Raw genomic sequence first — 20,445 nt, 5'->3', positions numbered from 1 at the left:
TCCGAACCATGCTGATCCACCACTACAGCCCTTCGACCGGCGAATACCTGAGCAGCAGCCAGCCCGACGCCGATCCACGCAACCACGAACGCTGGCTCGTCCCGTCGTCGGCCACGTTCGACGCGCCGCCGGCGCGCACGCCGACGACCTGGCCGTTCTACCGCAACGGCGCATGGGTTCTCCTGCCGGACTATCGCGGACGCACCTGCTATCGCACCGAGACCGGCGAGCCGGTCGAAATCACGCTCGCCGGCAAGACCCCCGACGACCTCGGCCTGACCACCGAACCGCGGCCCTCACTGCGCCACACGTGGATCGACGGCGCATGGACCGTCCCGCCCGAACTGGTCGAGCGCGAGAAGCGCGACGCCGCGATGGCCGAGTTCGAACAGCGTCTCGAAACCGCGCGCAAGGCAAACGCCGGCAAGGCCGATGCATACGCCGCGGGCCTGCTCGACGACGAAGGCACCTATTACTTCAAGGCCTGGTCGGCATACCAGATGGCGCTCGTATCGGCCATCCAGGCAGACACGTTCCCCGATGCGGTGGCGTGGCCCGCCACGCCCGCGCCCTACGTACCGACGCCGCCGGCCGAGCCGAGCGCACCTGCAGCTCCGGTCGCGGAAACCGCGACCTGATCCGCACGGGATTCATCCCGTTTTCTCTCTTCCGTAAGCAAACACAGGAGCCACACACCATGCCGCAGGATTACCACCACGGCGTACGCGTCATCGAAATCAACGAAGGCAGCCGTCCGATCCGCACGATCTCGACGGCCGTGCTCGGCATCGTCTGCACGGCCGACGACGCCGACGCCACCGCCTTCCCGCTCAACACCCCGGTCCTGCTGACCAACGTCGTCGCCGCGCTCGGCAAGGCCGGCAAGAAAGGCACGCTGCGCCGCACGCTCGACGCGATCGGCCGCCAGACCAAGCCCGTCACGATCGTCGTGCGCGTCGCCGAAGGCAAGGACGCCGCCGAGACGAACACCAACGTGATCGGCGCCGTCACCGCCGACGGCAAGTACACCGGCATGAAGGCGCTGCTCGGCGCGCAGTCGCGCTTCGGCGTGAAGCCGCGCATCCTCGCGGCGCCGGGCCTCGACACGCAGCCGGTCGCCGCCGCGTTCGCGTCGATCGCGCAGTCGCTGCGCGCGTTCGCCTACGTGTCGGCCAACGGCGCCAAGACGAAGGAAGACGCCGTTGCATATCGCAAGCAGTTCAGCCAGCGCGAAATCATGGTGATCTGGCCGGACTTCCTCGCGTGGGACGACGCGACCAACTCGACCGTCGTCGTGCCGGCCACCGCGTATGCCGCGGGCCTGCGCGCGAAGATCGACAACGACACGGGCTGGCACAAGACGCTGTCGAACGTCGGCGTGAACGGCGTCACGGGCATCAGCGCAGACGTGTCGTGGGATCTGCAGGATCCGGCGACCGACGCCGGCTTCCTGAACGAGCAGGACGTGACGACGCTCGTGAACCGCAACGGCTTCCGCTTCTGGGGCTCGCGCACGTGCTCGGACGATCCGCTGTTCGCGTTCGAGAACTACACGCGCACCGCGCAGGTCATCGCAGATTCGATCGCCGAAGCGCAGATGGCCATCATCGACGGCCCGCTCAATCCGTCGCTGCCGCGCGACATCATCGAGACCATCAACGGCAAGTTCCGCGAATGGACGTCGCAGGGCTACCTGATCGGCGGCTCGGCCTGGTACGACCCGGAGCCGAACACGACCGACGTGCTGAAGTCCGGCAAGGCGTATCTCGACTACGAGTACACGCCGGTGCCGCCGCTCGAAAACCTGATGCTGCGCCAGCGCATCACCGACCGCTATCTCGCCGATTTCGCCGCGCGCGTGAGCGCGTAACGGTCGGCCTCACCAGGAGTCAAACACGATGGGTATGCCTCGCAAACTCAAGGGATTCAACCTGTTCCAGAACGGCGAGAACTTCGTCGGCCAGGTTGTCGAAGTCACGCTGCCGAAGCTCACGCGCAAGATGGAGGACTACCAGGGCGGCGGCATGAGCGGCCCGATCAAGGTCGACTTCGGGCAGGAAGGAATCCAGCTCGAATGGACCTGCGGCGGCTTCATGCGCTCCGTGCTCGGCCAGTACGGCATCACGAAGCACGACGGCGTGCTGCTGCGCTTCGCCGGCGGCTACCAGGCCGCGGATTCGACCAGCGTCGACGCGGTCGAGATCGTCATCAAGGGCCGTCACAGCGAAATCGACATGGGCACCGCGAAGCCGAAGGACGACACCACGTTCAAGGTCACGACCGTCGCCAGCTACTACAAGCTGTCCGTCAACGGCGTGGACCTGATCGAGATCGACTTCATCAACATGATCGAAAAGTACAACGGCACCGACCTGTTCTCGGCGCTGCGCAACGCGATCGGCCTGTAAGCCGCGGCCCGGCCGGCATCCCCGGCCGGGCCCGCCCGCTGTATTTCCTTCATCACCGCCAGGACCACCATGTATCCGACCCAATCCGAACAAGCCGCGACCGACCTGCAGGCCGACGCATCCGCTGCAGCCGTCACCGAGGCAGCGCCCGCGCAGGACGATCCGGCAACGCACACGCTCGACACGCCGCTCGTGCGCGGCAGCCAGACGATCACGACGATCACGCTGCGCAAGCCGAATTCGGGCGAGCTGCGCGGCGTATCGCTGTCCGACCTCGTCAGCCTCGACGTCGTCGCGCTGTCGAAGGTGCTGCCGCGCATCAGCTCGCCGATGCTGACCGAAGCCGACGTCGCCAACATCGACCCCGCCGACCTCGTGCAACTGGGGGGCATCTTCGCGGGTTTTTTGATGCCGAAGGCCGTGAAATCCCGACTGGCCTCCCAGACCGCATAGAAGACCCGATGGCGGACATCGCGGCGGTGTTCGGCTGGACACCGCCCGTGATGGACGCCTTCAGCCTGGCCGAGCTGATGGACTGGCGCGAGCGCGCGCGAGTGCGCGCCGGCGCCGAATGAGCGAAACGATCGACGATGGACAACACCTTGAAACTGCGCGTCATGTTCGACATGGTCGACAACATGACGAAGCCCCTGCAAATGATGCTGACCGGCAACAAGGGGCTGGCCGGCTCGCTGAGGGATACCCGCCGCGAGCTGGATGACATGGCGAAGACGCAGAAGCGCATCGGCGAGTTTCGCGAGATGCGCAAGGGTCTCGCCAATACTGCGTCCGAGCTCAAGGCGGCGCGCGAGCGCGTCGACACGCTCGCCCAGTCGCTGCGCGCGACCCGCTCGCCGTCGCGCCAGATGATCAGTGACTTCGACAAGGCATACCGCACAGCCACGAACCTGGCGAATTCGCACGAGTTTCAAGCGCGCCGTGTACAAGCGTTGCGCACCCAGCTCGCCGGCGCGGGCATCGACACGCGCAACCTGTCGCGGGACGAGCGCAACCTGCGCGCAGCCATGGCGTCGCGCACGTCGATGATCGACGCAGGGGTGCGCGGGTACAACGCCCAGCGCCAGCAGCGTGCCGACGCCAGGCGCGCAAGGATCGAGGCGCTGCGGGGTGTCGGGGAGAAATTCTCGACACGCGGCCAGGCCATCAAAGGCATCGGCAAGGACATGTTCGGCATGCTGTCCGAGCCGCTCGACATCGCAAAGCAGGCCGAGAGCGAAACGCTGCGCATGCGCGCGCAGGGTGCGTCGGCCGATGCGGTGAAGTTCGCGCGTGCGCAGCAGGCCTACGGCCAGTCGACCATCGACAACCTGAGCCTGATGCGCGAGTCGCTGTCGGCATTGGGCGGCGACGAGCAACACGCACGGGTCGCGATGCCGATGCTCGCGAACATGAAATTCGCGAACGAGGCTCTGTTCGGCGCGGAAGACGCGAAGAAGAACGTCGACCAGTTCATGGGCATGCTGAAGGTGATCGACCTGCGCGGCGGCACCAGGAACCAAGCGGCGTTCGGCGCCGAAGCGAACATCGTGCAGAAGATGATGACGGCAACCGCCGGCAAGGTCAGCGGCGACGAGTGGAGCAATTTCGCCGAATCGGGCGGCGATGCGGCCAAGAAGTTGCGCACGGACGCGTTCTACTACCAGATGCAGCCGCTCATCGAGAAGCTGGGCGGCAAGGCGGCCGGCGCAGGCCTCGCGTCGCTGTACGGCAGCGCGTTCGAGGGCAAGGCGTCCGGGCCCGCTGCGCAACGGCTGGCGGCGCTCGGCCTGGTCGATCCGAAGCTGGTCGAGCACAAGAAGAACGGCGCGATCAGCGGACTCAAGCCGGGCGCGCTGACCGGTAGCGACAAGCTGCAGGCGTCGCCGCTCGAGTGGCTCGAAAAGGTGCTGCTGCCGAAGCTCGCCGCCAAGGGGATCACCAGCCCCGACAAGGTGAAGGCCGAGCTTGCGAAACTTTTCCCCGACAAGGCCGCGGGGAACCTGCTCACGACGATGTACGAGCAGCGCGAGCAGATCCACGACACCGAACGGCAGAGTGCCGCCGCCGACGGCGTCGACGGGATGAAGGCGAAAGGCGCGGAGTCGACGCACGGCCGCGAGCTCGCCGCGCTCGCGCAGCTGCGCGACCTGAAGCTCGAGATCGGCGAACGGGTCACGCCGATCTACAACAAGGCGCTCGACCTCACGGCAACCGCGATCGGAAAAGTCGTCACGTTCATGCGCGAGCACCGCACGGCCGCGAACGTGATCGTCACGACCCTGACGGTGCTCGCCGGGCTGTTCGTCGTCGTCGGCACGCTCGCGAGTGCGTTCGGCACCGTGCTCGGATCGATCGCGGTGCTCCGCTTCGCGATGTCGATGGTCAGCGCGTTCAACGTCATCGGGCAGGCACTGCTGGGCCTCGGCCGGCTGGCGCTGGCGAACCCGCTGCTGGCCGTGATCAGCCTGATCGCGATGGGCGCGATCGGCGTCTGGCAGAACTGGGACACGCTCGGCCCGAAGTTCATCGCGCTGTGGGACACCATCACGGGCGCGTTCGGCGCGGCAAGCGACTGGATCGCCGCGAAATGGGACGCCACGGTCGAGTGGGTGAAAGCCGCGTTGGGCGGCATCGGCGACTGGTTCGGCAACATCGGCACACGCTTCATGGAAATCGGCGGCAACCTGATTTCCGCGCTGATCGACGGCATCACGAATCGCCTCGGCGCGCTGAAAGACACGATCGGCAACCTGGGCAGCTCGGCGCTCGGCTGGCTCAAGGAAAAGCTCGGCCTGCAAGCGTCGGACGCGCCCGGCGCAGCAGGCGGCCAGGGGCGCGTGGCGCTGACCGCCGCCACGATCACGACCGCGGCGGCCCTGGCCGGCCCGCCCGCCTACGCCGCGAACTCGTCAGCCACCGCCGCGTCGCCGCTCGCGCGCTATAGCACGTCGCTCGACTACCGCCCGCCGCTCATGGCGCCGGCAGCCGCCGCGAGCGCCGCGCCTGCGTCCGGCCCGGTCATCATCAACTTCACCGCTCCGCCCGGCGTCGACGAGGCAGAGGTCGCCCGTCTGGTGCGCGTCCAGTGGGAGCGCGCCGAACGCGAAAAGGCCTCCCGCACCAGCTCGCGCCTGTCCGATTGATTGTCCGCTTCAACGAAAGGAAACCCGCCATGATGATGTCGCTCGACCAGTTCGTTTTCAGCCTGGCGACCGCGCCGTACCACCAGCTCCAGCGCCAGCGCAACTGGAAGCACCGCGCCACCGCGCGCATCGGCGTGCGCGACGCGAGCCAGTACACCGGCGCCGGCGACGACACGATCACCCTCAGCGGCACGGTCGCGCCCGAGAACGGCATCGGCGAGATCGCGTCGATCGAGACGCTCGCGCGGATGGGCGACGTCGGCGACGCGTACGTGCTCGTCGACGGCAACGGCTACGTCTATGGCGCGTACATCATCGACAACCTGAGCGTGACGGGCACGTATCACACGAAGGAAGGCGTGCCGCGCAAGATCGACTTCACGCTGACGCTCAAGCGCGTCGACGACGGCGTGCTGGCCGAAGCGCCGCCGGCGGAAGACGACGGCGCGCCGGCCAACGAAGACGGCGGAGCGGCCCAACGATGAGCACGTTCGATTGCAAGCCGGGCGAACGGCCGACCCGCACCGGACGCACGCAGCCGCAGGCCGACTACCGGATCACGCTCGACGGCCGCGACCTGTCGCGCCTGATCGCGCCGAACCTCGTCAGCCTGTCGCTGGCGGAATCGCGCGCGGACGAGGCCGACATGCTCGACCTCGTGATCGACGACACGCAGAACACGTTCGCGATTCCGCTGCGCGGCGCGAACATCGCGGTGTCGATCGGCTGGGTCGGCGAGCCGCTCGTCGACAAGGGCACGTTCACCGTGGACCAGGTCGAGCACAGCGGCGCGCCGGACATCATCACGATCAAGGCGCGCTCGGCGTCGATGACGAACCGCATGCACGAGCGCCGGGAAAAAAGCTGGCACCGGCAGACGATCGGCGCGATCGTGCAGGCGATCGCCGCGCGCCACGGGCTGAAGCCGACGGTCGACGCGACGCTCGCGCAGATCCTGATCGACCACATCGACCAGACGCACGAATCCGACATGTCGTTCCTGACGCGCCTCGCGAAGCGCTACGACGCCGTGATGACCGTGAAGACCCGCCATCTGCTGTTCCTGCCGATCGGCGGCGGCAAGACGGCGAGCGGCAAGCCGCTCGACGTGCTGCCGCTCACGCGCGCGAGCGGCGACCAGCATCACTACAGGATCGTGGAGCGCGACAGCTACGCGGCCGTGCGCGCGCACTACCATTCGAACGGCAAGGCGCAGCGCAAGTCGGTGGCGGTCGGCGACGAGAAGGCCAGGAACACGAAGGTGCTGCCGCAGGACTATGCGACCGAAGCGGAAGCGCGCGCGGCGGCGCAGGCCGAATACGCGCGCATCCAGCGCCAGCAGGCGACGCTGAACTACACGCTCGCGCTCGGGCGGCCCGAGCTGTTTCCCGAGATGCCCGTCACCGTGTCGGGCTTCAAGCCGGAAATCGACGACACGCCGTGGCTCGTGAAGAAGGCGACGCACAAGCTCGGCAGCGAAGGCTTCACGACGGAGCTCGAGCTCGAGGTGCGCAAGGATTCGAAGAAGAAACAAGGTGGCGCGGCGTCCGGCAAGCACTAGCGCGGCGCCGGATGCGCGGCCCGGATCGGGCGGAAGGAAAGGAAGGAGGGGCCGGACGGAAAGCCGGCCTGCGTGGCGATTCCTGGCGCCGTCGCGCGACCGGTCGCGACGGCGCCGGGCATGACCGCGGCTCAGCGGGAGGTCTGCTGCCCGCCGAGATTCAGGCGCGCGTCCCGCCCGTCGCCGCATTGCGTCAACGTCGCGCGCGCATCGCGCAGGTTCGCCATCGCCTGCAGCGCGGCCTCGAGCACCTGGCCGACCGACTGCATCGCGGTGTCGATCGCCGCGTGCGCGTCAGCCCGCTCATCCTCGGTCATGCCCGTACGGATTCGCGGGGTGAACATCGACGACCCGCGGCTGTCCGCGTGATGATCAGCCGGCATCGACGCGCCAATCGTGCCGGTGTTGTGCTCACTGTTGCTGTTCATTCTTCCGGTCTCCACAAACACAGTCATCAACCGGCGGGGCCGCCTGACGCGACGGGGGTAGCCTCGGATTTCCCACCATCGCCAGCCTCGCCGGCTTTCAGAATGCTAAACCAATACTGTATGGATATACAGTGATTGTTCGGATTTTATCCGATGCGTTTGCGAAACGTCCGAACGCCACGGCCCCGCGCGTGCCCGCGCGCGGGAGCATGCGCCTGGTCCGCGGGCGACAGGAATTTCAAGGGAACGGACGGCGGGATTTCGCCGATGCCGGGATGGCGTGACGACGGCGAAGCGGGAACGCCGACGCCGGCCGGGCCGCCGCTTGCGGCAGCCGGATGCAAACAGACCGGCGCGCGGCGCCGCGACCTACTTCTTCGGTTCCTTCCCCGCGCGCTCGGCCTTCAGCCGCTCGAGCTCGGCCATCGCGCGATCGACGTTCTCGGCGGTGCGCTGGTCGAGCGCCGCGCGGCGATTCTCCGACAGGCGCTTCGCGCGCCGCGGCGTCGCCGTCTGCAGCATCGCGCCCGTGTTGATGCAGCTGGCGAGGAACGCATGCAGCGACGCCTTGCCGGCTTCGTTGAGCTGCCGGTACATCGCGAGCACTTCCGCCTCGTCGGCGTCGCGCTCGCCCTGCTCCGCCGCCGCTCCGTCGACGGCGAGCCGTTCGCCGGTCAGCACGTAGCCGATGTCGACGCCGATCTCGCGAACGGCCAGCAGATAGGCCGCGTCGGGAGAGCGTTCGTCCGACTCGTATGCGGACTGCGAGCGTCTCGCGACGCCGCCCACGGTCGCAAACTCATCCTGGCTGAGTCCGATCCGCAAGCGCTCGTCTCGCAAGCGACTCCCGATTTGTGTCATAAATTACCCATTAACAATTGACGCGTCGTTTTTTGCTCATTAGACTAGCCTTACCGTAACGCAAGACTATCTCAACAAAGTATACCGACCATGACCACCTCCAAAGGCCCACGCCGTTCGCCGCGCGGCACGATGTCGAACAAGCCCGTCTACGTCGGGCTGACGCCGACCGAGCGCGGCGAGCTCGAGCAGCTCGCCGCGCAGCGCAACCGCTCGATTTCCAGCATGGCGCGCGAGCTGATCCGCATCGGCGCGAGCCATCTGCGCGCGATCGCCGCGCCGCGCTCGCGCACCGCGCGCCATTGAACCGGCGCGCATTCATGTCCCCCGATCCCGCACGCGACGTGTCGATTCTGGACCACGTGCGCGCACACGCCCACTCGCCAATCGGCCAACGTTGCATCGCGCCGGCCGCACGGAGCAAGACACCATGCGAATCCTGAACCGCTGCCCGCACTGCCGCACGCGCGCCACCGCGCGCAGCAGCCGCGAAATGTCGCTGACCTTCCGCGAAATCACCTTCCAGTGCACGAACCCCGAGTGCGGCCACACGTACGTCGTGAACATGGAATTCGCGCGCACGCTGTCGCCGTCCGCGATCCCGAACCTGTCGCTGCAGCTGCCGCTCTCGCCGCACGTGCGCGAGCGCCTCGCGGCGCAGCTCGAGCTGCCCGTCTGACGCCCTAACCCCCGCCCCCTGCCTGGCCCCTCGCATCGCGCCTGAACGGCGCGAGGGCTTCTTTTTGCCGTCGAAAAGGACACGTCATGTTCCCGACCCTTGCATCGCCCCTTCCTGGCCACGCCGTCCGGCGGCCTGCGGGCCACTCGATTTGCCGCCGCACGGCGCACCCCGCCTGCACGTTCGCCGGGGAGGCGCGCGCATGAACCGCTTCCTCGAACCCGCGCCGCACGACACGGCGCTGCGGGCCGCGATCGCGGCAGCCGCCGACGTGCCGAGCTTCGACAACCCGCCGGACAGCGCCGCGCGGCAACGCGCGCTCGCCTGCTTCATCGCGGCCCTCGGCGATCGCCTCGCGCTCGGCTTCCCGCAATCCGCCGCCGCGCTGCGCGCGCTCGTCGCGTCGCCCGCCACGACCGGCAATCCGGCGCAACACCCCCGGCAGCAACCTGACCAGCAGCAATAAACGATGGCTTCGATCGACCAACTGAAACGGCATATCGACCTGCACGACCTCGCGGGCCGCCTCGGCCTGAAGCGCGGCCGCGGCGGCGAGCGGGCGCTCTACCACTCGCCGCGGCACGAGGACCGCAGCCCGTCCCTGTCGATCTACGTGAACCACCCGAAGCACGGCACCGGCTGGCGCGACCACAGCGCCGACGCCGGCGGCTCGTGCATCGACCTCGTGATCCATGCGCGCGGCGGCACCGTCGCCGACGCCGTGCGCTACCTGCACGACGCCTACGGCCTCCCGCCCGAGCGCCCGGCGCCGGCGGAGCGCCGCGAGAAATCCACCGTCGAGTACATCGCCGACCGGTGCTTCGCCGAACGCGATCGCGTGCGCGGCTACCTCGGCGGCCGCGGCATCGCGGCCCCGGCGATCGACGCCGCGATCGCCGCGCGCACGCTCGGCTTCAACACGTGGACGAGCCCGAAGGTCGCCGCCGGCGAAGTCGGCCACGGCGGCCCAGCCGCCGCATTCGTGGTGCGCGCGCCGGGCGACGCGCGCGTCGTCGCGGTCGACATGCGCTACGTCGATCCCGCGCTGAACGGCGGCGTCAAGACGCAGACCCAGGGCGACAAGGCCGGCTACGGCTGGACCGCCGACGCGCGCCGGCTCGACAGCGCGAAGCGCGTGATCATCGTCGAAAGCGCGATCAACGCGCTGTCGGTCGACACCTGCGCGCTGCCCGGCACCGCCGCGCTCGCGCTGCGCGGCCTCGCGAACGTCGAGCGCATCGATTTCGCGTTCCTGCGCGGCAAGCACGTCGTGATCTGCCTCGACAACGACGCGCCGTTCGCGGACGGCCACCCGCGCGCCGGCCACCGCCCCGGCCCGGAAGCCGCGTGGGCGCTGCACGAGCGGCTCACTGCGTTGAACGTCAGCGCGGTGCTGGTCGACCAGGCCGGCTGGCTCGCGGACCTCGCGAACGGCGAGACGACGCAGAAGCCGATCAACGACGTGAACGACTTCCTGCAGCTGCGAGGCCCGGCCGAGCTGGCGCGCGCGCTCGAGCAGCTCGAGCCGTGGCTGATCGCGGGCCTGCCCGGCGACGCGACGCGCCGCGGCCGGCCGCGCATCTTCCTGCCGCCGCACGACTTCGCGCAGTACTGGCGCTTCCGCGTGCGGCCGGACTTCACCAGCTACATCACGAAGATGGACCGCAACGAGGAATCGGGCGTCGAAACGCCGGTCATGACTGATCTGTGCGGTTTCCGCATCGCCGGCATCAGCCGCGTGTCGGTCGCGAGCGCGACGTCGACGATGACGGGCGACGCCGACCAGGCGCCGACCGTCTACTTCGCCGTGTCGGTGCAGGCGCCGCGCCACGGCGCGCAGCTCATCCGCCGCGTGATGCTCGACGACCAGCTGCACAACGTCGACCAGTGGGGCAAGTTCGGCCCGATCTGGGCGCCGGCGCCGTTCAAGCGGATGGTGAACATCCTCGAGCGCGGCGCGGATCTCGGCGCGCGCCAGGCCGCGAACTTCGTCGGGCTCGCATGGCGCGACGGCCGGCTGATCGTCAACGAAGGCCCGGACTGCTACTTCACCGAAGCGGACAAGCAGTGCCCGTATCACAACCTGACGTTCCCGAGCGGCCTCGCCAGCGACGCGCGCCGCGTGATCGCCGCGTACCAGACGACGTTCCGGCAGAACGCCGCGACGATCCCGCTCGTGTGGGCGCTCGGCGGCCACCTGAAGGCGCTGCTCGGCTTCTGGCCGCACCTCACGATCCAGGCGAACAAGGGCGCGGGCAAGTCGACGCTGATCAAGCGGCTCGAACGCTCGCTCGCGTTCACGATGTTCTCAGGGCAGTCGCTGCAGACCGAATTCCGGCTCCTCACCAGCATCAGCCACACGAGCCACCCGGTCGGCTGGGAGGAACTGTCCGCGCGCCGGCAGGACGTGATCGACAAGGCCGTCGGCCTGCTGCAGGAGAACTACCAGTACACGGTGACGCGGCGCGGCGCCGACATGACGGAATACCTGTTGTGCGCGCCCGTGATGCTGGCCGGCGAGGACGTGCCGGTGCGCAGCCTGCTCGGCAAGCTGGTGCGCACGACGCTGACCGGCAAGCGCGGGCCGCTGCTGCCCGACGACCTGCCGCGCTTCCCGGTCCGGCAATGGCTCGAATTCCTCGCCGGCCTGGACAAGCGCGCCGTGGCCGACCAGTACACGACGCTGCGCGACCGGGCGCTCGCCAGCTGCCGCGCGAGCGGCGAGGACGACGGCGCGCGGCGCATGGCGGGCAACTATGCGGCAGTCGCCTTGGCGTGGCGCTACCTGTGCGAGTTCGCCGGGATGGACCCGAGCGAGGGCGACTTCCCGCGCGACCTGATCGCCGAGATGAACGGCCACGTCGCCGAGACGAGCGCCGATCGCGAGCCATGGGTCTGGATCATGGAAACCGTGCTGTCGGAGATCGACGGCGGCAACTACAAGCACCCGTACACGTTCGACACCGTCGACGGCGAGTTCTGCCTGCTGCTGCGCACCGGGCACGTGATGGATCACCTCGCGCACACGAGCGCGCTGCGTGACAAGTGGAACGGCCTGCCGGTGAAGTCCGACCGCGTGTTCAAGGCGCAGCTCAAGCACGCCGGCGTGGTGGTCGGCGAGAAGGAGGTCGAGCGCCGCATCTACATGCGCCGCGTGCCGTACCTGACGCCGGTGTCGCTCGAGCGCCTGGCCGCGTTCGGCCTGCACGTGTCCGTGCGCGAAGACCTGGCGTCCGACGCAATGCACGGAGGCCGCGCATGAGCCGCGACCGGCTGAACCGGCCGGAGTGCGGGGAACCCGCAGGCAGCGCGCGCGAATCGTGGATTTCGCGGGTGCCCGCTTGCAAGTCCTTGATTCCTGAACGAACTGCCGCCGCGCGTGGTGCCGGATCCGCCATGTGTCGGGCCGTTTTTGCCACGAGTCCGGGTTTCGCGCCGGCCGCGCCCGTCTCTTTCTTCTTTTTCTTCAACTCATTGAAAAAGAAGAAGAAAGACAACCGGGAAGCGGCAGGCATCGGCCGGCAACGCACGCCACGAGTCGCGTGCGCGTCGCCATCGGTCGCCCGCGCTGCCCGTTTTTCGCGCCATGAGTCTTGCGGGGCCGCCACGCGTGAATGATGGCAACTGATGGCAAACAAAAACCATGAAAATCAATGCGTTATGACCATTTCTCGTGCAAGCCACCATTCCACGAGTTGCGCTGCCTGCCCCCCAGGCGCGCGGCACGCCGAAGCCGCGCCCGCGGCGACCGTCGACCTGTTCGGCGCGGCGGCCCTGCTCGGCGCGCACCCTGAAACGGTGCGCCTGAAGGCCAAGGCCGGCGCGCTGCCGGGCCGCAAGGTCGGCAAGCGCTGGATGTTCTCGATCGCTGCCCTGCAGCGCTACCTCGCCGGAGAATGGCTCCCGCGAGCGGCGCAGGGCGAACCGCCGGAGGAAGTGAACGAATGTCGCTCTACAAACGAAAAACCAGCCCGAACTGGCAATACAAGCTGTACCCCCCTGGCGGCGGAACGCCGATACAGGGAAGCACTGGCACCCGCGACAAAGCGCAGGCCCAGGAATTCCACGACCGGCTGAAGGTGGACCTGTGGAACCAGGCGCGGCTCGGCGCGAAGCCGCGCCATACGTGGAACGACGCGGTCGTCCGGTACGTCATCGAGCGCGACGGGCTGCCGAGCCTGGAAACGTCGAAGACGCATCTGCGCTGGCTCGACCGGCACCTCGCCGGCGTCGCGCTGGCCGACATCGACCGGAACCGCATCGACGCGATCGCGCTCGCGAAACGGCGGGAACCGCGCGTGGTGCGCACCCGGCACGGCGACGTGGAGACCGGCCGGACCGTCAGCGACGGCACGGTGCGCCGCGTGCTCGGCGTGCTGAAGGCCGTGCTGAACGCGGCCGTCGAGTGGGAATGGCTGGATCGCGCACCGGTCACGAAGCGCGCGAAGGTCGTGTCGAAGCGGATTCGCTGGCTGACGCCGGCGGAAGCGGATCGGCTGCTCGCTGAGCTGCCCGACCACTTGGCCGACATGGCGCGCTTCAGCCTCGAGACCGGGCTGCGCCGCTCGAACGTGACCGGGCTCCAGTGGTCGCAGGTCGACCTCGCGCGGCGCGTCGCGTGGATCCACCCGGACCAGGCGAAGGCGAAGAAGGCGATCACGGTGCCGCTGTCGGACACGGCGATCGCCGTGCTGCTGCGCCAGCGCGCGACGAAGCGCGCGCCCGGCTTCACCGACAGCGTGTTCGTGTACCAGGGCAAGCCGGTCTACCAGACCACGACGGCCGCGTGGCGCAAGGCGCTGGAGCGTGCGCGCATCCGCGACTTCCGCTGGCACGACCTGCGGCACACGTGGGCGAGCTGGCACGTGCAGCGCTGCACGCCGCTCCAGGTGTTCAAGGAACTGGGCGGATGGGAAACGATGGAGATGGTGCAGCGGTACGCGCACCTGTCGGCCGACCACCTGGCGCAGTGGGTCACGCCGCTGACGGCCGAGCCCGCGCCGATGCTGGCTGCAATCTAGCTGCAACGATGCTGCCTGACGAAGGGAGGAAACCGCTGAGAGTCTTACTAGACTTGGCGCGCCCGGCTGGGATCGAACCAGCAACCCCTGCCTTCGGAGGGCAGTACTCTATCCATTGAGCTACGGGCGCGTGTGACAGTGAAACGACCCCAGTATACAGGCCGCCCACGATTGGCAAGACGGCAAGGATACTCGGTTTCCCATGATGCGTCCACCATGCCGGCAAATCGCCCGCCGGGCGGCGATCGTGCGGGTAAACACGCGCCATCGCGCCGCTCGCCGTGATGTAAACGTTCCGTCTATAATCGTCCGTGCTTCATTGGACTGCCATTTTGCCGTTGCACCGCGCTCACAATTCCTATTCACGGAGACGAGGCAAGCATGAGCGAAGCACCCCACGAATCTCCCGTCAAAACTCCCGGGCAGCTGATTGCCGTCATCATCGCGTCGTTCGCGATTCCGATCATCCTGATCGTCCTGTTCGCCACCTACGCGAACGTTGCGTTCCGTTCCGGCGCCGGCACGGATGCGCTATCCGACGAGCAGGTCGCCGCGCGTATCGCCCCGCTCGCGCAGGTCGAAGTGAAGGACGCCAATGCGCCCCGCACGTACAAGACCGGCGAGGAAGTCTACAAGGCCGTCTGCGTGACCTGCCACGGCACGGGCGCCGCCGGCGCGCCGAAGTTCGGCAACAAGGACGACTGGGCGCCGCGCATCTCGCAAGGCTTCGACACGCTGCTGAAGACGGCGCTGGCCGGCAAGGGCGCGATGCCGCCGCGCGGCGGCACGAGCCCCGACGACGTCAGCGACTATGAAATCGCCCGCGCGATCGTCTACATGGCGAACAACGACGGCGCGAACTTCCCCGAACCGGCCGCACCGGCCGCCAATGCGACGGCGGCTGCCGGCGCCGCGCCCGCGTCGGGCGCCGCCGACGCCGCGATCGCCGCCGCGCAGGCCGCGATCGCCGCGATCCCGAAGGCCGGCGAACAACCGGCGGCCGCCCCGGCCAGCGCCGATGCCGCAACCGCCGGCAAGGCACTGTACACGCAGGTCTGCCAGGCCTGCCACGCGACCGGCGTACTGAACGCGCCGAAGTTCGGCAGCAAGGAAGACTGGGCGCCGCGCCTGAAGGACTCGATGGACACGGTCTACAACTACGCGCTGCACGGCAAGGGCGCGATGCCGCCGAAGGGCGGGTCGAACGCATCCGACGCCGACGTGAAGGCCGCCGTCGACTACATGGTCAACTCGGCGAAGTAACGCCCGAAGTAACGCCCGCGTCGGCCCAATGAAAATCTATGGTCAGCCCGATTTTTGCAAGCGAGGCAGCGTTGACCTAAAGTGGACTTGCTCGAATCTATCCGGGGTTGTGGATGGGAAAGATCCCGCCCCATGATGGGAGCCGCACCGGGCAAACCTCAAAAACCCCTCAGCATCGACATGCTGATTTTTGTGTCAGGTTACTTGCCCGGCCGTTGAGTCGTTTATGCCTTCACGTATCTCGCGTCGCAAAACCAGGTGTGACGACTGAAACTGAAGCTGTAAGCGATGGGAAGCGTCAGGCCGGCAGAGCCGCCGGCGCGCTTCGATAGTGTGTCCCTTTGGCGAGGATGGCCCAGGCGATCCTCGCCAATTTATTGGCCAGAGCGCAAGCCACCACGTTCGAGTGCCTTCGTGCCAGTAGACTGCGGACCCACACGCCCAAGGAATCCGTTCGGCGCTCGATGCGCAGCATGATGACCCGCGCACATTGCACCAGCAGTCTCCGCAAGCCTTTGTCGCCGCGCTTACTGATGCCCAATAACGTGGGTTTGCCGCCCGTGCTGTATTGCCGAGGTACCAAGCCGATCGACGCCGCGAACTGACGCGCTGAGCCGTATTGGCGGGCATCGCCCAATTCCGACATCAACACACTGGCAGTAATCGGGCCGATGCCGGGAATCTCCAGTAGCCGTTCGCTGCGTTCGTCTTCGTGCAGTTGCGTGAGCAGCTCGTGTTCGACCTGGCCGATCTGCTCGTCCAGATACTTGAAATGCGCCTGCAGGCGTTCGAGCACGGCCACCAGCCTGGGCGGCAACGCTTCCGCCTCCAGTACGGCCGGTAATCGCCGCATCACTGCCATGCCACGCGGTAGGCTGATACCGAACTCCAACAGAAATGCGTGAATCTGGTTGATCGTACCGGTGCGATTGCGCACCAGCGCCTCGCGCACGCGGTGCAACGCCGACACGACCTGCTGCGCTTCGTTACGCGGGCTCACGAAACGCATGCTCGGGCGCGAAGCGGCTTCACAGATCGCCTGAGCATCCGCGAAATCGTTCTTGTTGCCTTGCCGGAACGGCTTGACGAATTGGGGGGAGATTAACTTGGCCTCATGGCCTAGCGTTTGAAGTCGGCGTGCGATCCAGTGAGCACCGGCGCAGGCTTCCATTACCACGGTACAACTCGGAAAATTGCTCAGCAGCGTGAACATCTGATTGCGCGTGAGCTTCTTGCGCAACACCATCCTGCCCGACCCATCCTGCGCATGCAGGTGGAAGCAGTGCTTGCCGAGATCGATGCCGATCAGCGATACCGTGTCCATGATGGCCCCCAAAAGGACAAAATCCTCACTCAGCGTAGTCCACTGAGCGAGGATCGGGCTGACCATCCTATTAACCCCCGCGCTGCGACAAGCATCGCGGGGGTTTTGTCTGGCCGTCCGTCACGCGGCGGCCGCGATCACTTCTGCAGCAACGCCTTCAGGCTGGCGAGCCGGTCCTTCGGCGACATCGGCGCCTCTTCCGGGGTGGGCGGCGGCGCATCGTCGAGCCCCATCTCCGGAATGAAGCGCGACGGCTCGCACACGACCGTCTCGCGCGCCCGCTTGCGCTTCTTGCACCAGTTCAGGTGCAGGCTGCGCTGCGCACGCGTGATCGCGACGTACATCAGCCGGCGCTCCTCCTCGATCCGCTCGTTGTCGATCGGGCCGTCGTCCTCGCTGCCGCCGCGGTGCGGCATGATGCCTTCCTCGACGCCGACCAGGAACACGTGCGGATACTCGAGCCCCTTCGACGCGTGGACGGTCGACAGCCGCACGGCGTCCGGATCCTCGTCCTTGCCCTCGAGCATCGACATCAGCGCGACGGTCTGGATCAGGCCGAGCAGGTTCTTGCCGGTATCGGCGAGCCCGTCCGCGTTGTGGAAGCCTTCGGCCTCGCCGTCGACGGCCTCCGTCTCGGGCTTGGTGCCCTTGCGCTTCAGCCATTCGAGGAATTCGAGCACGTTCTGCCACTTCGACTGCGCCTGGCGCTCGTCGAACGCGTCGTACAGGTACGCCTCGTAGTGGATCGCCTCCATCATGTCGTCGAGCACGACGGTCGCGGGCTCCTTGTCCGCGCGCTCGGTCAGGCGCTGGATGAAGTCGCAGAACATCCGCAGCGGCTCGACCTGGCGCGCCGACAGCCGCGCCTCGATGCCGCCCATGTACACGGCCTCGAACAGCGACACCTTCGCCTGGCCCGCGAACGAGCCGAGCGCCTCGAGCGTCGTGTTGCCGATCCCGCGGCGCGGCGTCGTGACCGCGCGGATGAACGCGGGATCGTCGTCGGCGTTCGCGATCAGCCGCAGGTACGCACACAGGTCCTTGATCTCGGCCTTGTCGAAGAACGACTGGCCGCCCGACAGCACGTACGGAATGCGTTCGCGCCGCAGCACCTGCTCGAAGATGCGCGCCTGGAAGTTGCCGCGATAGAGGATCGCGTAGTCGCGGAACTGCGCGCGCCGCTCGAACTTGTGCGCGGACAGCCGGAACACGACCGATTCGGCTTCATGCTCCTCGTCGTTGCACGCCGTGACGGTGATCGAGTCGCCCATACCGTGCTCGGACCACAGCTTCTTCTCGAACAGTTTCGGGTTGTTCGCGATCACGTTGTTCGCGGCGGTGAGGATGCGCACCGTCGACCGGTAGTTCTGCTCGAGCTTGACCAGGTGCAGCTTCGGGAAATCCTTGCCGAGCTGCGCGAGGTTCTCGAGCGTCGCACCGCGCCAGCCGTAGATCGCCTGGTCGTCGTCGCCGACGGCCGTGAACGCTGCGCGCGGGCCCGCGAGCAGCTTCAGCAGCTCGTACTGGCACGCGTTGGTGTCCTGGTACTCGTCGATCAGCAGGTAGCGCAGCTTGTTCTGCCAGCGGTCGCGCACCTGCTCGTTCTTCGCGAACAGCTCGGCGGGCAGGCGGATCAGGTCGTCGAAGTCGACCGCCTGGTACGCGTGCAGCGTCGCGACGTAGTTGCGGTAGACCAGCGCGGCCTGGTGCTCGTCCTCGTTGGCCGCGATCGCCATCGCCTCGTCGGGCATGATCAGGCCGTTCTTCCACAGCGAGATGATGCTCTGGATCTTGCGGATCAGCCCCTTGTCGGTCGTGCCGAGCTGCTCCTGGATCATCCCGAAGCAGTCGTCCGAATCCATGATCGAGAACTGCGGCTTCAGCCCGACGTGCTCGGCCTCCTGGCGCAGGATCTGCACGCCCAGCGAATGGAACGTGCAGACGGTGAGCTGGTTGACGGGCACCTTGCGCCCCTCCTTGCCGGGCGTGGTGAGCGTCTTGCCCTCGAGCAGCTTCCCCACGCGCTCGCGCATTTCGGCGGCTGCCTTGTTCGTGAACGTGACGGCTGCGATGTGGCGCGGCTCGAAGCCTTTCGCTTCGATCAGGTGCGCGATCTTCTGCGTGATCACGCGGGTCTTGCCGCTGCCCGCGCCGGCGAGCACGAGACAGGGACCGTCGAGGTAGCGCACCGCTTCGTTCTGGGCGGGATTGAGGCCTGCGGACATGATGGCGGATGGTGTTGCGGTTGACGGCGGAACGCCGGGAGGATGCCGCGCGCGGGGCGCCGGGTCGGGCATGCGGACGCACGGGCAGGACGCGCATGTTAACACGGCCGCGGCGGCGAATTCCGGAGCCGCGCCGGGCGGGGCTGTGCGGGCGGACGGGCGCATGCGCCCCTGTCCGTTCGGCCAATTCGGCTACGCGCGGCGGCGATTGCGCGACAATCAGCGGCCGCGGGCCATTGCCCCTCTATATAGCCACGTGCGCGAGCGCAAAAATCGCGCCGGATTCCAGACCGCCGTCGTGCCAAAATAGCCGGTCGTCTTCGCGCCGCTACGGTGCGCCGTCCTCACGTTTCGCTTGTTGCCAAGGATCGCCATGTCGTCATTGCTCAGGATTGGTTTGATGGGTTTCGGTTTCGCCGGCGCGACGTTCCACGCGCCGGTGATCGCCACGAGCGGCCGCACTGAAGTCGCCGCGATCGCAACGGGGCAGCCCGATCGCGCGCAGGCCGCGTATCCGGGCGCGCGCGTCGTCCCCGATCTCGACACGCTGCTCGGCCTCGACGACATCGAATGCGTGGTGATCGCCACGCCGAACGACACGCACTTCGCGCTCGCGCGCCAGGTGCTCGAAGCCGGCCGCCACGTGGTCGTCGACAAGCCCGTCACGCTCACCGCCGACGAGGCGCTCGCGCTCGCGCGGCTCGCGAACGCGCGCAGCCGGCTGTTCGCGCCGTTCCACAACCGCCGCTGGGACGGCGATTTCCTCACCGTGCGCCGCATCGTCGAATCGGGCGAGCTCGGTCGCATCACCTGTGTCACGTCGCACTTCGACCGCTTCCGGCCGACGCCGCGCACGCGCTGGCGCGAAGAGCCCGCCCGCGGCGGCGGCCTGCTGCTCGACCTGGGCCCGCACCTGATCGACCAGGCGCTCGCGCTGTTCGGCCTGCCGGAAACGGTGGGCGCGACCGTCAAGACCCGTCGCGACAACGGCACGGCGCCCGATTTCGTGCACCTGCAGCTCGGCTACCCGGACAAGGAAGTGGCGTTGCATGCGAGCGCGCTGTCGGCGATCGAACCCGCGCGCTTCACGCTGCACGGCACACGCGGCAGCTACCAGAAGTTCGGGCTCGACACGCAGGAAGACCAGCTCAAGGCCGGCCTCACCGCGGACGACGTCGAATTCGGCGGCGGCAACCCGCCCGGCCTGCTGCGCGTGCTCGACGGCGAGGTCGAGGTCGAGCGCCCGGTGCCGACACTCGACGGCCAGTACGCGGAGTTCTACCGCGCGCTCGCCGCGTCGATCCGCGACGGCGCGCCGTTCCCGGTCACCGCGCAGGATGCCGTCGACGTGATGACGATCATCGAGCTCGCCGCGCAAAGCGAGCACGACGGCCGCCGGCTGCCGTTCGTGCGCAAGATCGTCTGAACGGCCCGCGTCGCGCCGGAACATTCGGTTACAAATGCCGGGGGAACGAAAGTCAGCGTCCTACCGGTCTGACGCGTTTCTCGAAAAAGTCGATCCGACACCAATC

Annotated in this window: 21 protein-coding genes and 1 tRNA gene; 17 read left to right on the top strand and 5 right to left on the bottom strand. The window is 67.7% G+C overall.

The features are described 5' to 3' along the window. Positions 1-8 precede the first annotated feature (8 nt). From WT26_RS04175 to WT26_RS04145, 8 genes are all read left to right on the top strand, one after another. Complete coding sequence (locus WT26_RS04175) at positions 9-638, top strand: tail fiber assembly protein (RefSeq protein WP_069269778.1); 630 nt, start codon at positions 9-11, stop codon at positions 636-638. 59 nt (positions 639-697) lie between these two features. Then, entirely contained in the window at positions 698-1,870 is a 1,173-nt protein-coding gene (locus tag WT26_RS04170; protein WP_069269777.1) for a phage tail sheath protein, read from the top strand. A gap of 28 nt (positions 1,871-1,898) precedes the next feature. Continuing rightward, positions 1,899-2,408 carry a phage major tail tube protein gene (locus tag WT26_RS04165; RefSeq protein WP_029226832.1) on the top strand — a complete coding sequence of 170 codons (510 nt, stop codon included), beginning with the start codon at positions 1,899-1,901 and terminating at the stop codon, positions 2,406-2,408. A 69-nt stretch (positions 2,409-2,477) separates the two neighbouring features. Then, the gene (locus WT26_RS04160) at positions 2,478-2,861 is read left to right on the top strand and encodes a phage tail assembly protein (protein ID WP_059897886.1); all 384 of its coding nucleotides are present in this window, start codon (positions 2,478-2,480) and stop codon (positions 2,859-2,861) included. Positions 2,862-2,869: 8 nt separating this feature from the next. Beyond that, positions 2,870-2,983 (top strand): GpE family phage tail protein, encoded by a 114-nt coding sequence (locus tag WT26_RS35210; RefSeq protein WP_010095898.1) that lies wholly within the window; start codon positions 2,870-2,872, stop codon positions 2,981-2,983. A 15-nt stretch (positions 2,984-2,998) separates the two neighbouring features. Next, a complete protein-coding gene (locus tag WT26_RS04155) occupies positions 2,999-5,551 on the top strand; it encodes a phage tail tape measure protein (RefSeq protein ID WP_069269776.1) in 2,553 nt (850 codons plus the stop codon). 29 nt (positions 5,552-5,580) lie between these two features. Continuing rightward, a complete protein-coding gene (locus tag WT26_RS04150) occupies positions 5,581-6,036 on the top strand; it encodes a phage tail protein (protein WP_059530902.1) in 456 nt (151 codons plus the stop codon). Beyond that, positions 6,033-7,112 carry a phage late control D family protein gene (locus WT26_RS04145; protein ID WP_060106462.1) on the top strand — a complete coding sequence of 360 codons (1,080 nt, stop codon included), beginning with the start codon at positions 6,033-6,035 and terminating at the stop codon, positions 7,110-7,112. Before WT26_RS04150 ends, WT26_RS04145 begins: the two co-directional genes overlap by 4 nt. Before the next feature lie 131 nt (positions 7,113-7,243). On the opposite strand, the gene WT26_RS04140 is transcribed toward WT26_RS04145, so the two are convergent. Further along, positions 7,244-7,540 (bottom strand): hypothetical protein, encoded by a 297-nt coding sequence (locus tag WT26_RS04140; protein WP_060106460.1) that lies wholly within the window; start codon positions 7,538-7,540, stop codon positions 7,244-7,246. A gap of 369 nt (positions 7,541-7,909) precedes the next feature. Next, positions 7,910-8,365 (bottom strand): helix-turn-helix domain-containing protein, encoded by a 456-nt coding sequence (locus tag WT26_RS04135; protein WP_155123057.1) that lies wholly within the window; start codon positions 8,363-8,365, stop codon positions 7,910-7,912. Between the two features lie 126 nt (positions 8,366-8,491). Here WT26_RS04135 and WT26_RS04130 point away from each other — a divergent pair, with 126 nt between their 5' ends. The 7 genes from WT26_RS04130 (at position 8,492) to WT26_RS04110 (ending at position 14,101) form a co-directional block, all read left to right on the top strand. Further along, positions 8,492-8,707, top strand: coding sequence for a hypothetical protein (locus tag WT26_RS04130; protein WP_010095910.1), 216 nt, complete (start codon positions 8,492-8,494; stop codon positions 8,705-8,707). A gap of 124 nt (positions 8,708-8,831) precedes the next feature. Next, positions 8,832-9,080, top strand: a complete 249-nt coding sequence (locus WT26_RS04125) for an ogr/Delta-like zinc finger family protein (protein WP_010095912.1) — start codon at positions 8,832-8,834, stop codon at positions 9,078-9,080. A 202-nt stretch (positions 9,081-9,282) separates the two neighbouring features. Beyond that, positions 9,283-9,546: a hypothetical protein gene (locus WT26_RS04120; RefSeq protein WP_059586359.1), complete on the top strand. Its 264-nt coding sequence runs from the start codon at positions 9,283-9,285 to the stop codon at positions 9,544-9,546. A gap of 3 nt (positions 9,547-9,549) precedes the next feature. Beyond that, positions 9,550-12,342 carry a toprim domain-containing protein gene (locus tag WT26_RS04115; RefSeq protein ID WP_069269775.1) on the top strand — a complete coding sequence of 931 codons (2,793 nt, stop codon included), beginning with the start codon at positions 9,550-9,552 and terminating at the stop codon, positions 12,340-12,342. Next, positions 12,339-12,698 (top strand): hypothetical protein, encoded by a 360-nt coding sequence (locus WT26_RS35205; RefSeq protein WP_080413459.1) that lies wholly within the window; start codon positions 12,339-12,341, stop codon positions 12,696-12,698. Before WT26_RS04115 ends, WT26_RS35205 begins: the two co-directional genes overlap by 4 nt. A gap of 9 nt (positions 12,699-12,707) precedes the next feature. Continuing rightward, positions 12,708-13,157, top strand: a complete 450-nt coding sequence (locus tag WT26_RS38325) for a helix-turn-helix domain-containing protein (protein ID WP_080403289.1) — start codon at positions 12,708-12,710, stop codon at positions 13,155-13,157. Then, the gene (locus tag WT26_RS04110; RefSeq protein WP_249023797.1) at positions 13,070-14,101 is read left to right on the top strand and encodes a tyrosine-type recombinase/integrase; all 1,032 of its coding nucleotides are present in this window, start codon (positions 13,070-13,072) and stop codon (positions 14,099-14,101) included. The genes WT26_RS38325 and WT26_RS04110 overlap by 88 nt, the downstream gene beginning before the upstream one ends. A gap of 54 nt (positions 14,102-14,155) precedes the next feature. On the opposite strand, the gene WT26_RS04105 is transcribed toward WT26_RS04110, so the two are convergent. Next, positions 14,156-14,231 (bottom strand) — tRNA-Arg (locus tag WT26_RS04105). Positions 14,232-14,482: 251 nt separating this feature from the next. Between WT26_RS04105 and WT26_RS04100 the strand changes: the two genes are divergently transcribed. Then, on the top strand, positions 14,483-15,364 hold the full coding sequence (locus tag WT26_RS04100) for a c-type cytochrome (RefSeq protein ID WP_069272247.1): 882 nt from the start codon (positions 14,483-14,485) through the stop codon (positions 15,362-15,364). A gap of 298 nt (positions 15,365-15,662) precedes the next feature. Here the strand turns inward: WT26_RS04100 and WT26_RS04095 are convergent, their stop codons facing one another. Both WT26_RS04095 and WT26_RS04090 read right to left on the bottom strand, forming a co-directional pair. Further along, entirely contained in the window at positions 15,663-16,688 is a 1,026-nt protein-coding gene (locus WT26_RS04095) for an IS110 family transposase (RefSeq protein WP_060092462.1), read from the bottom strand. Positions 16,689-16,825: 137 nt separating this feature from the next. Next, positions 16,826-18,913, bottom strand: a complete 2,088-nt coding sequence (locus tag WT26_RS04090) for a UvrD-helicase domain-containing protein (RefSeq protein WP_048025221.1) — start codon at positions 18,911-18,913, stop codon at positions 16,826-16,828. A gap of 373 nt (positions 18,914-19,286) precedes the next feature. Between WT26_RS04090 and WT26_RS04085 the strand changes: the two genes are divergently transcribed. Then, complete coding sequence (locus WT26_RS04085) at positions 19,287-20,339, top strand: oxidoreductase (protein WP_069272246.1); 1,053 nt, start codon at positions 19,287-19,289, stop codon at positions 20,337-20,339. The last annotated feature ends 106 nt before the right edge of the window (positions 20,340-20,445 follow it).

This window comes from Burkholderia cepacia (genome assembly GCF_001718835.1).
Classification (GTDB): Bacteria; Pseudomonadota; Gammaproteobacteria; order Burkholderiales; family Burkholderiaceae; genus Burkholderia; species Burkholderia cepacia_F.
Note: the sequence above shows the minus strand (reverse complement) of the source record. Positions and strands in the feature narration are given on the sequence as shown.

Bases quoted from the DNA above. Each gene is read 5' to 3' on its own strand.
- WT26_RS35210 (WP_010095898.1), top strand. From the start codon at position 2,870: ATGGCGGACATCGCGGCGGTGTTCGGCTGGACACCGCCCGTGATGGAC.
- WT26_RS04155 (WP_069269776.1), top strand. From the start codon at position 2,999: ATGGACAACACCTTGAAACTGCGCGTCATGTTCGACATGGTCGACAAC.
- WT26_RS04170 (WP_069269777.1), top strand. From the start codon at position 698: ATGCCGCAGGATTACCACCACGGCGTACGCGTCATCGAAATCAACGAA.
- WT26_RS04115 (WP_069269775.1), top strand. From the start codon at position 9,550: ATGGCTTCGATCGACCAACTGAAACGGCATATCGACCTGCACGACCTC.
- WT26_RS04085 (WP_069272246.1), top strand. From the start codon at position 19,287: ATGTCGTCATTGCTCAGGATTGGTTTGATGGGTTTCGGTTTCGCCGGC.
- WT26_RS04095 (WP_060092462.1), bottom strand. From the start codon at position 16,688: ATGGACACGGTATCGCTGATCGGCATCGATCTCGGCAAGCACTGCTTC.
- WT26_RS04090 (WP_048025221.1), bottom strand. From the start codon at position 18,913: ATGTCCGCAGGCCTCAATCCCGCCCAGAACGAAGCGGTGCGCTACCTC.
- WT26_RS04140 (WP_060106460.1), bottom strand. From the start codon at position 7,540: ATGAACAGCAACAGTGAGCACAACACCGGCACGATTGGCGCGTCGATG.
- WT26_RS38325 (WP_080403289.1), top strand. From the start codon at position 12,708: ATGGCAAACAAAAACCATGAAAATCAATGCGTTATGACCATTTCTCGT.
- WT26_RS04160 (WP_059897886.1), top strand. From the start codon at position 2,478: ATGTATCCGACCCAATCCGAACAAGCCGCGACCGACCTGCAGGCCGAC.
- WT26_RS04130 (WP_010095910.1), top strand. From the start codon at position 8,492: ATGACCACCTCCAAAGGCCCACGCCGTTCGCCGCGCGGCACGATGTCG.
- WT26_RS04150 (WP_059530902.1), top strand. From the start codon at position 5,581: ATGATGATGTCGCTCGACCAGTTCGTTTTCAGCCTGGCGACCGCGCCG.
- WT26_RS04165 (WP_029226832.1), top strand. From the start codon at position 1,899: ATGGGTATGCCTCGCAAACTCAAGGGATTCAACCTGTTCCAGAACGGC.
- WT26_RS04175 (WP_069269778.1), top strand. From the start codon at position 9: ATGCTGATCCACCACTACAGCCCTTCGACCGGCGAATACCTGAGCAGC.
- WT26_RS35205 (WP_080413459.1), top strand. From the start codon at position 12,339: ATGAGCCGCGACCGGCTGAACCGGCCGGAGTGCGGGGAACCCGCAGGC.
- WT26_RS04125 (WP_010095912.1), top strand. From the start codon at position 8,832: ATGCGAATCCTGAACCGCTGCCCGCACTGCCGCACGCGCGCCACCGCG.
- WT26_RS04120 (WP_059586359.1), top strand. From the start codon at position 9,283: ATGAACCGCTTCCTCGAACCCGCGCCGCACGACACGGCGCTGCGGGCC.
- WT26_RS04100 (WP_069272247.1), top strand. From the start codon at position 14,483: ATGAGCGAAGCACCCCACGAATCTCCCGTCAAAACTCCCGGGCAGCTG.
- WT26_RS04145 (WP_060106462.1), top strand. From the start codon at position 6,033: ATGAGCACGTTCGATTGCAAGCCGGGCGAACGGCCGACCCGCACCGGA.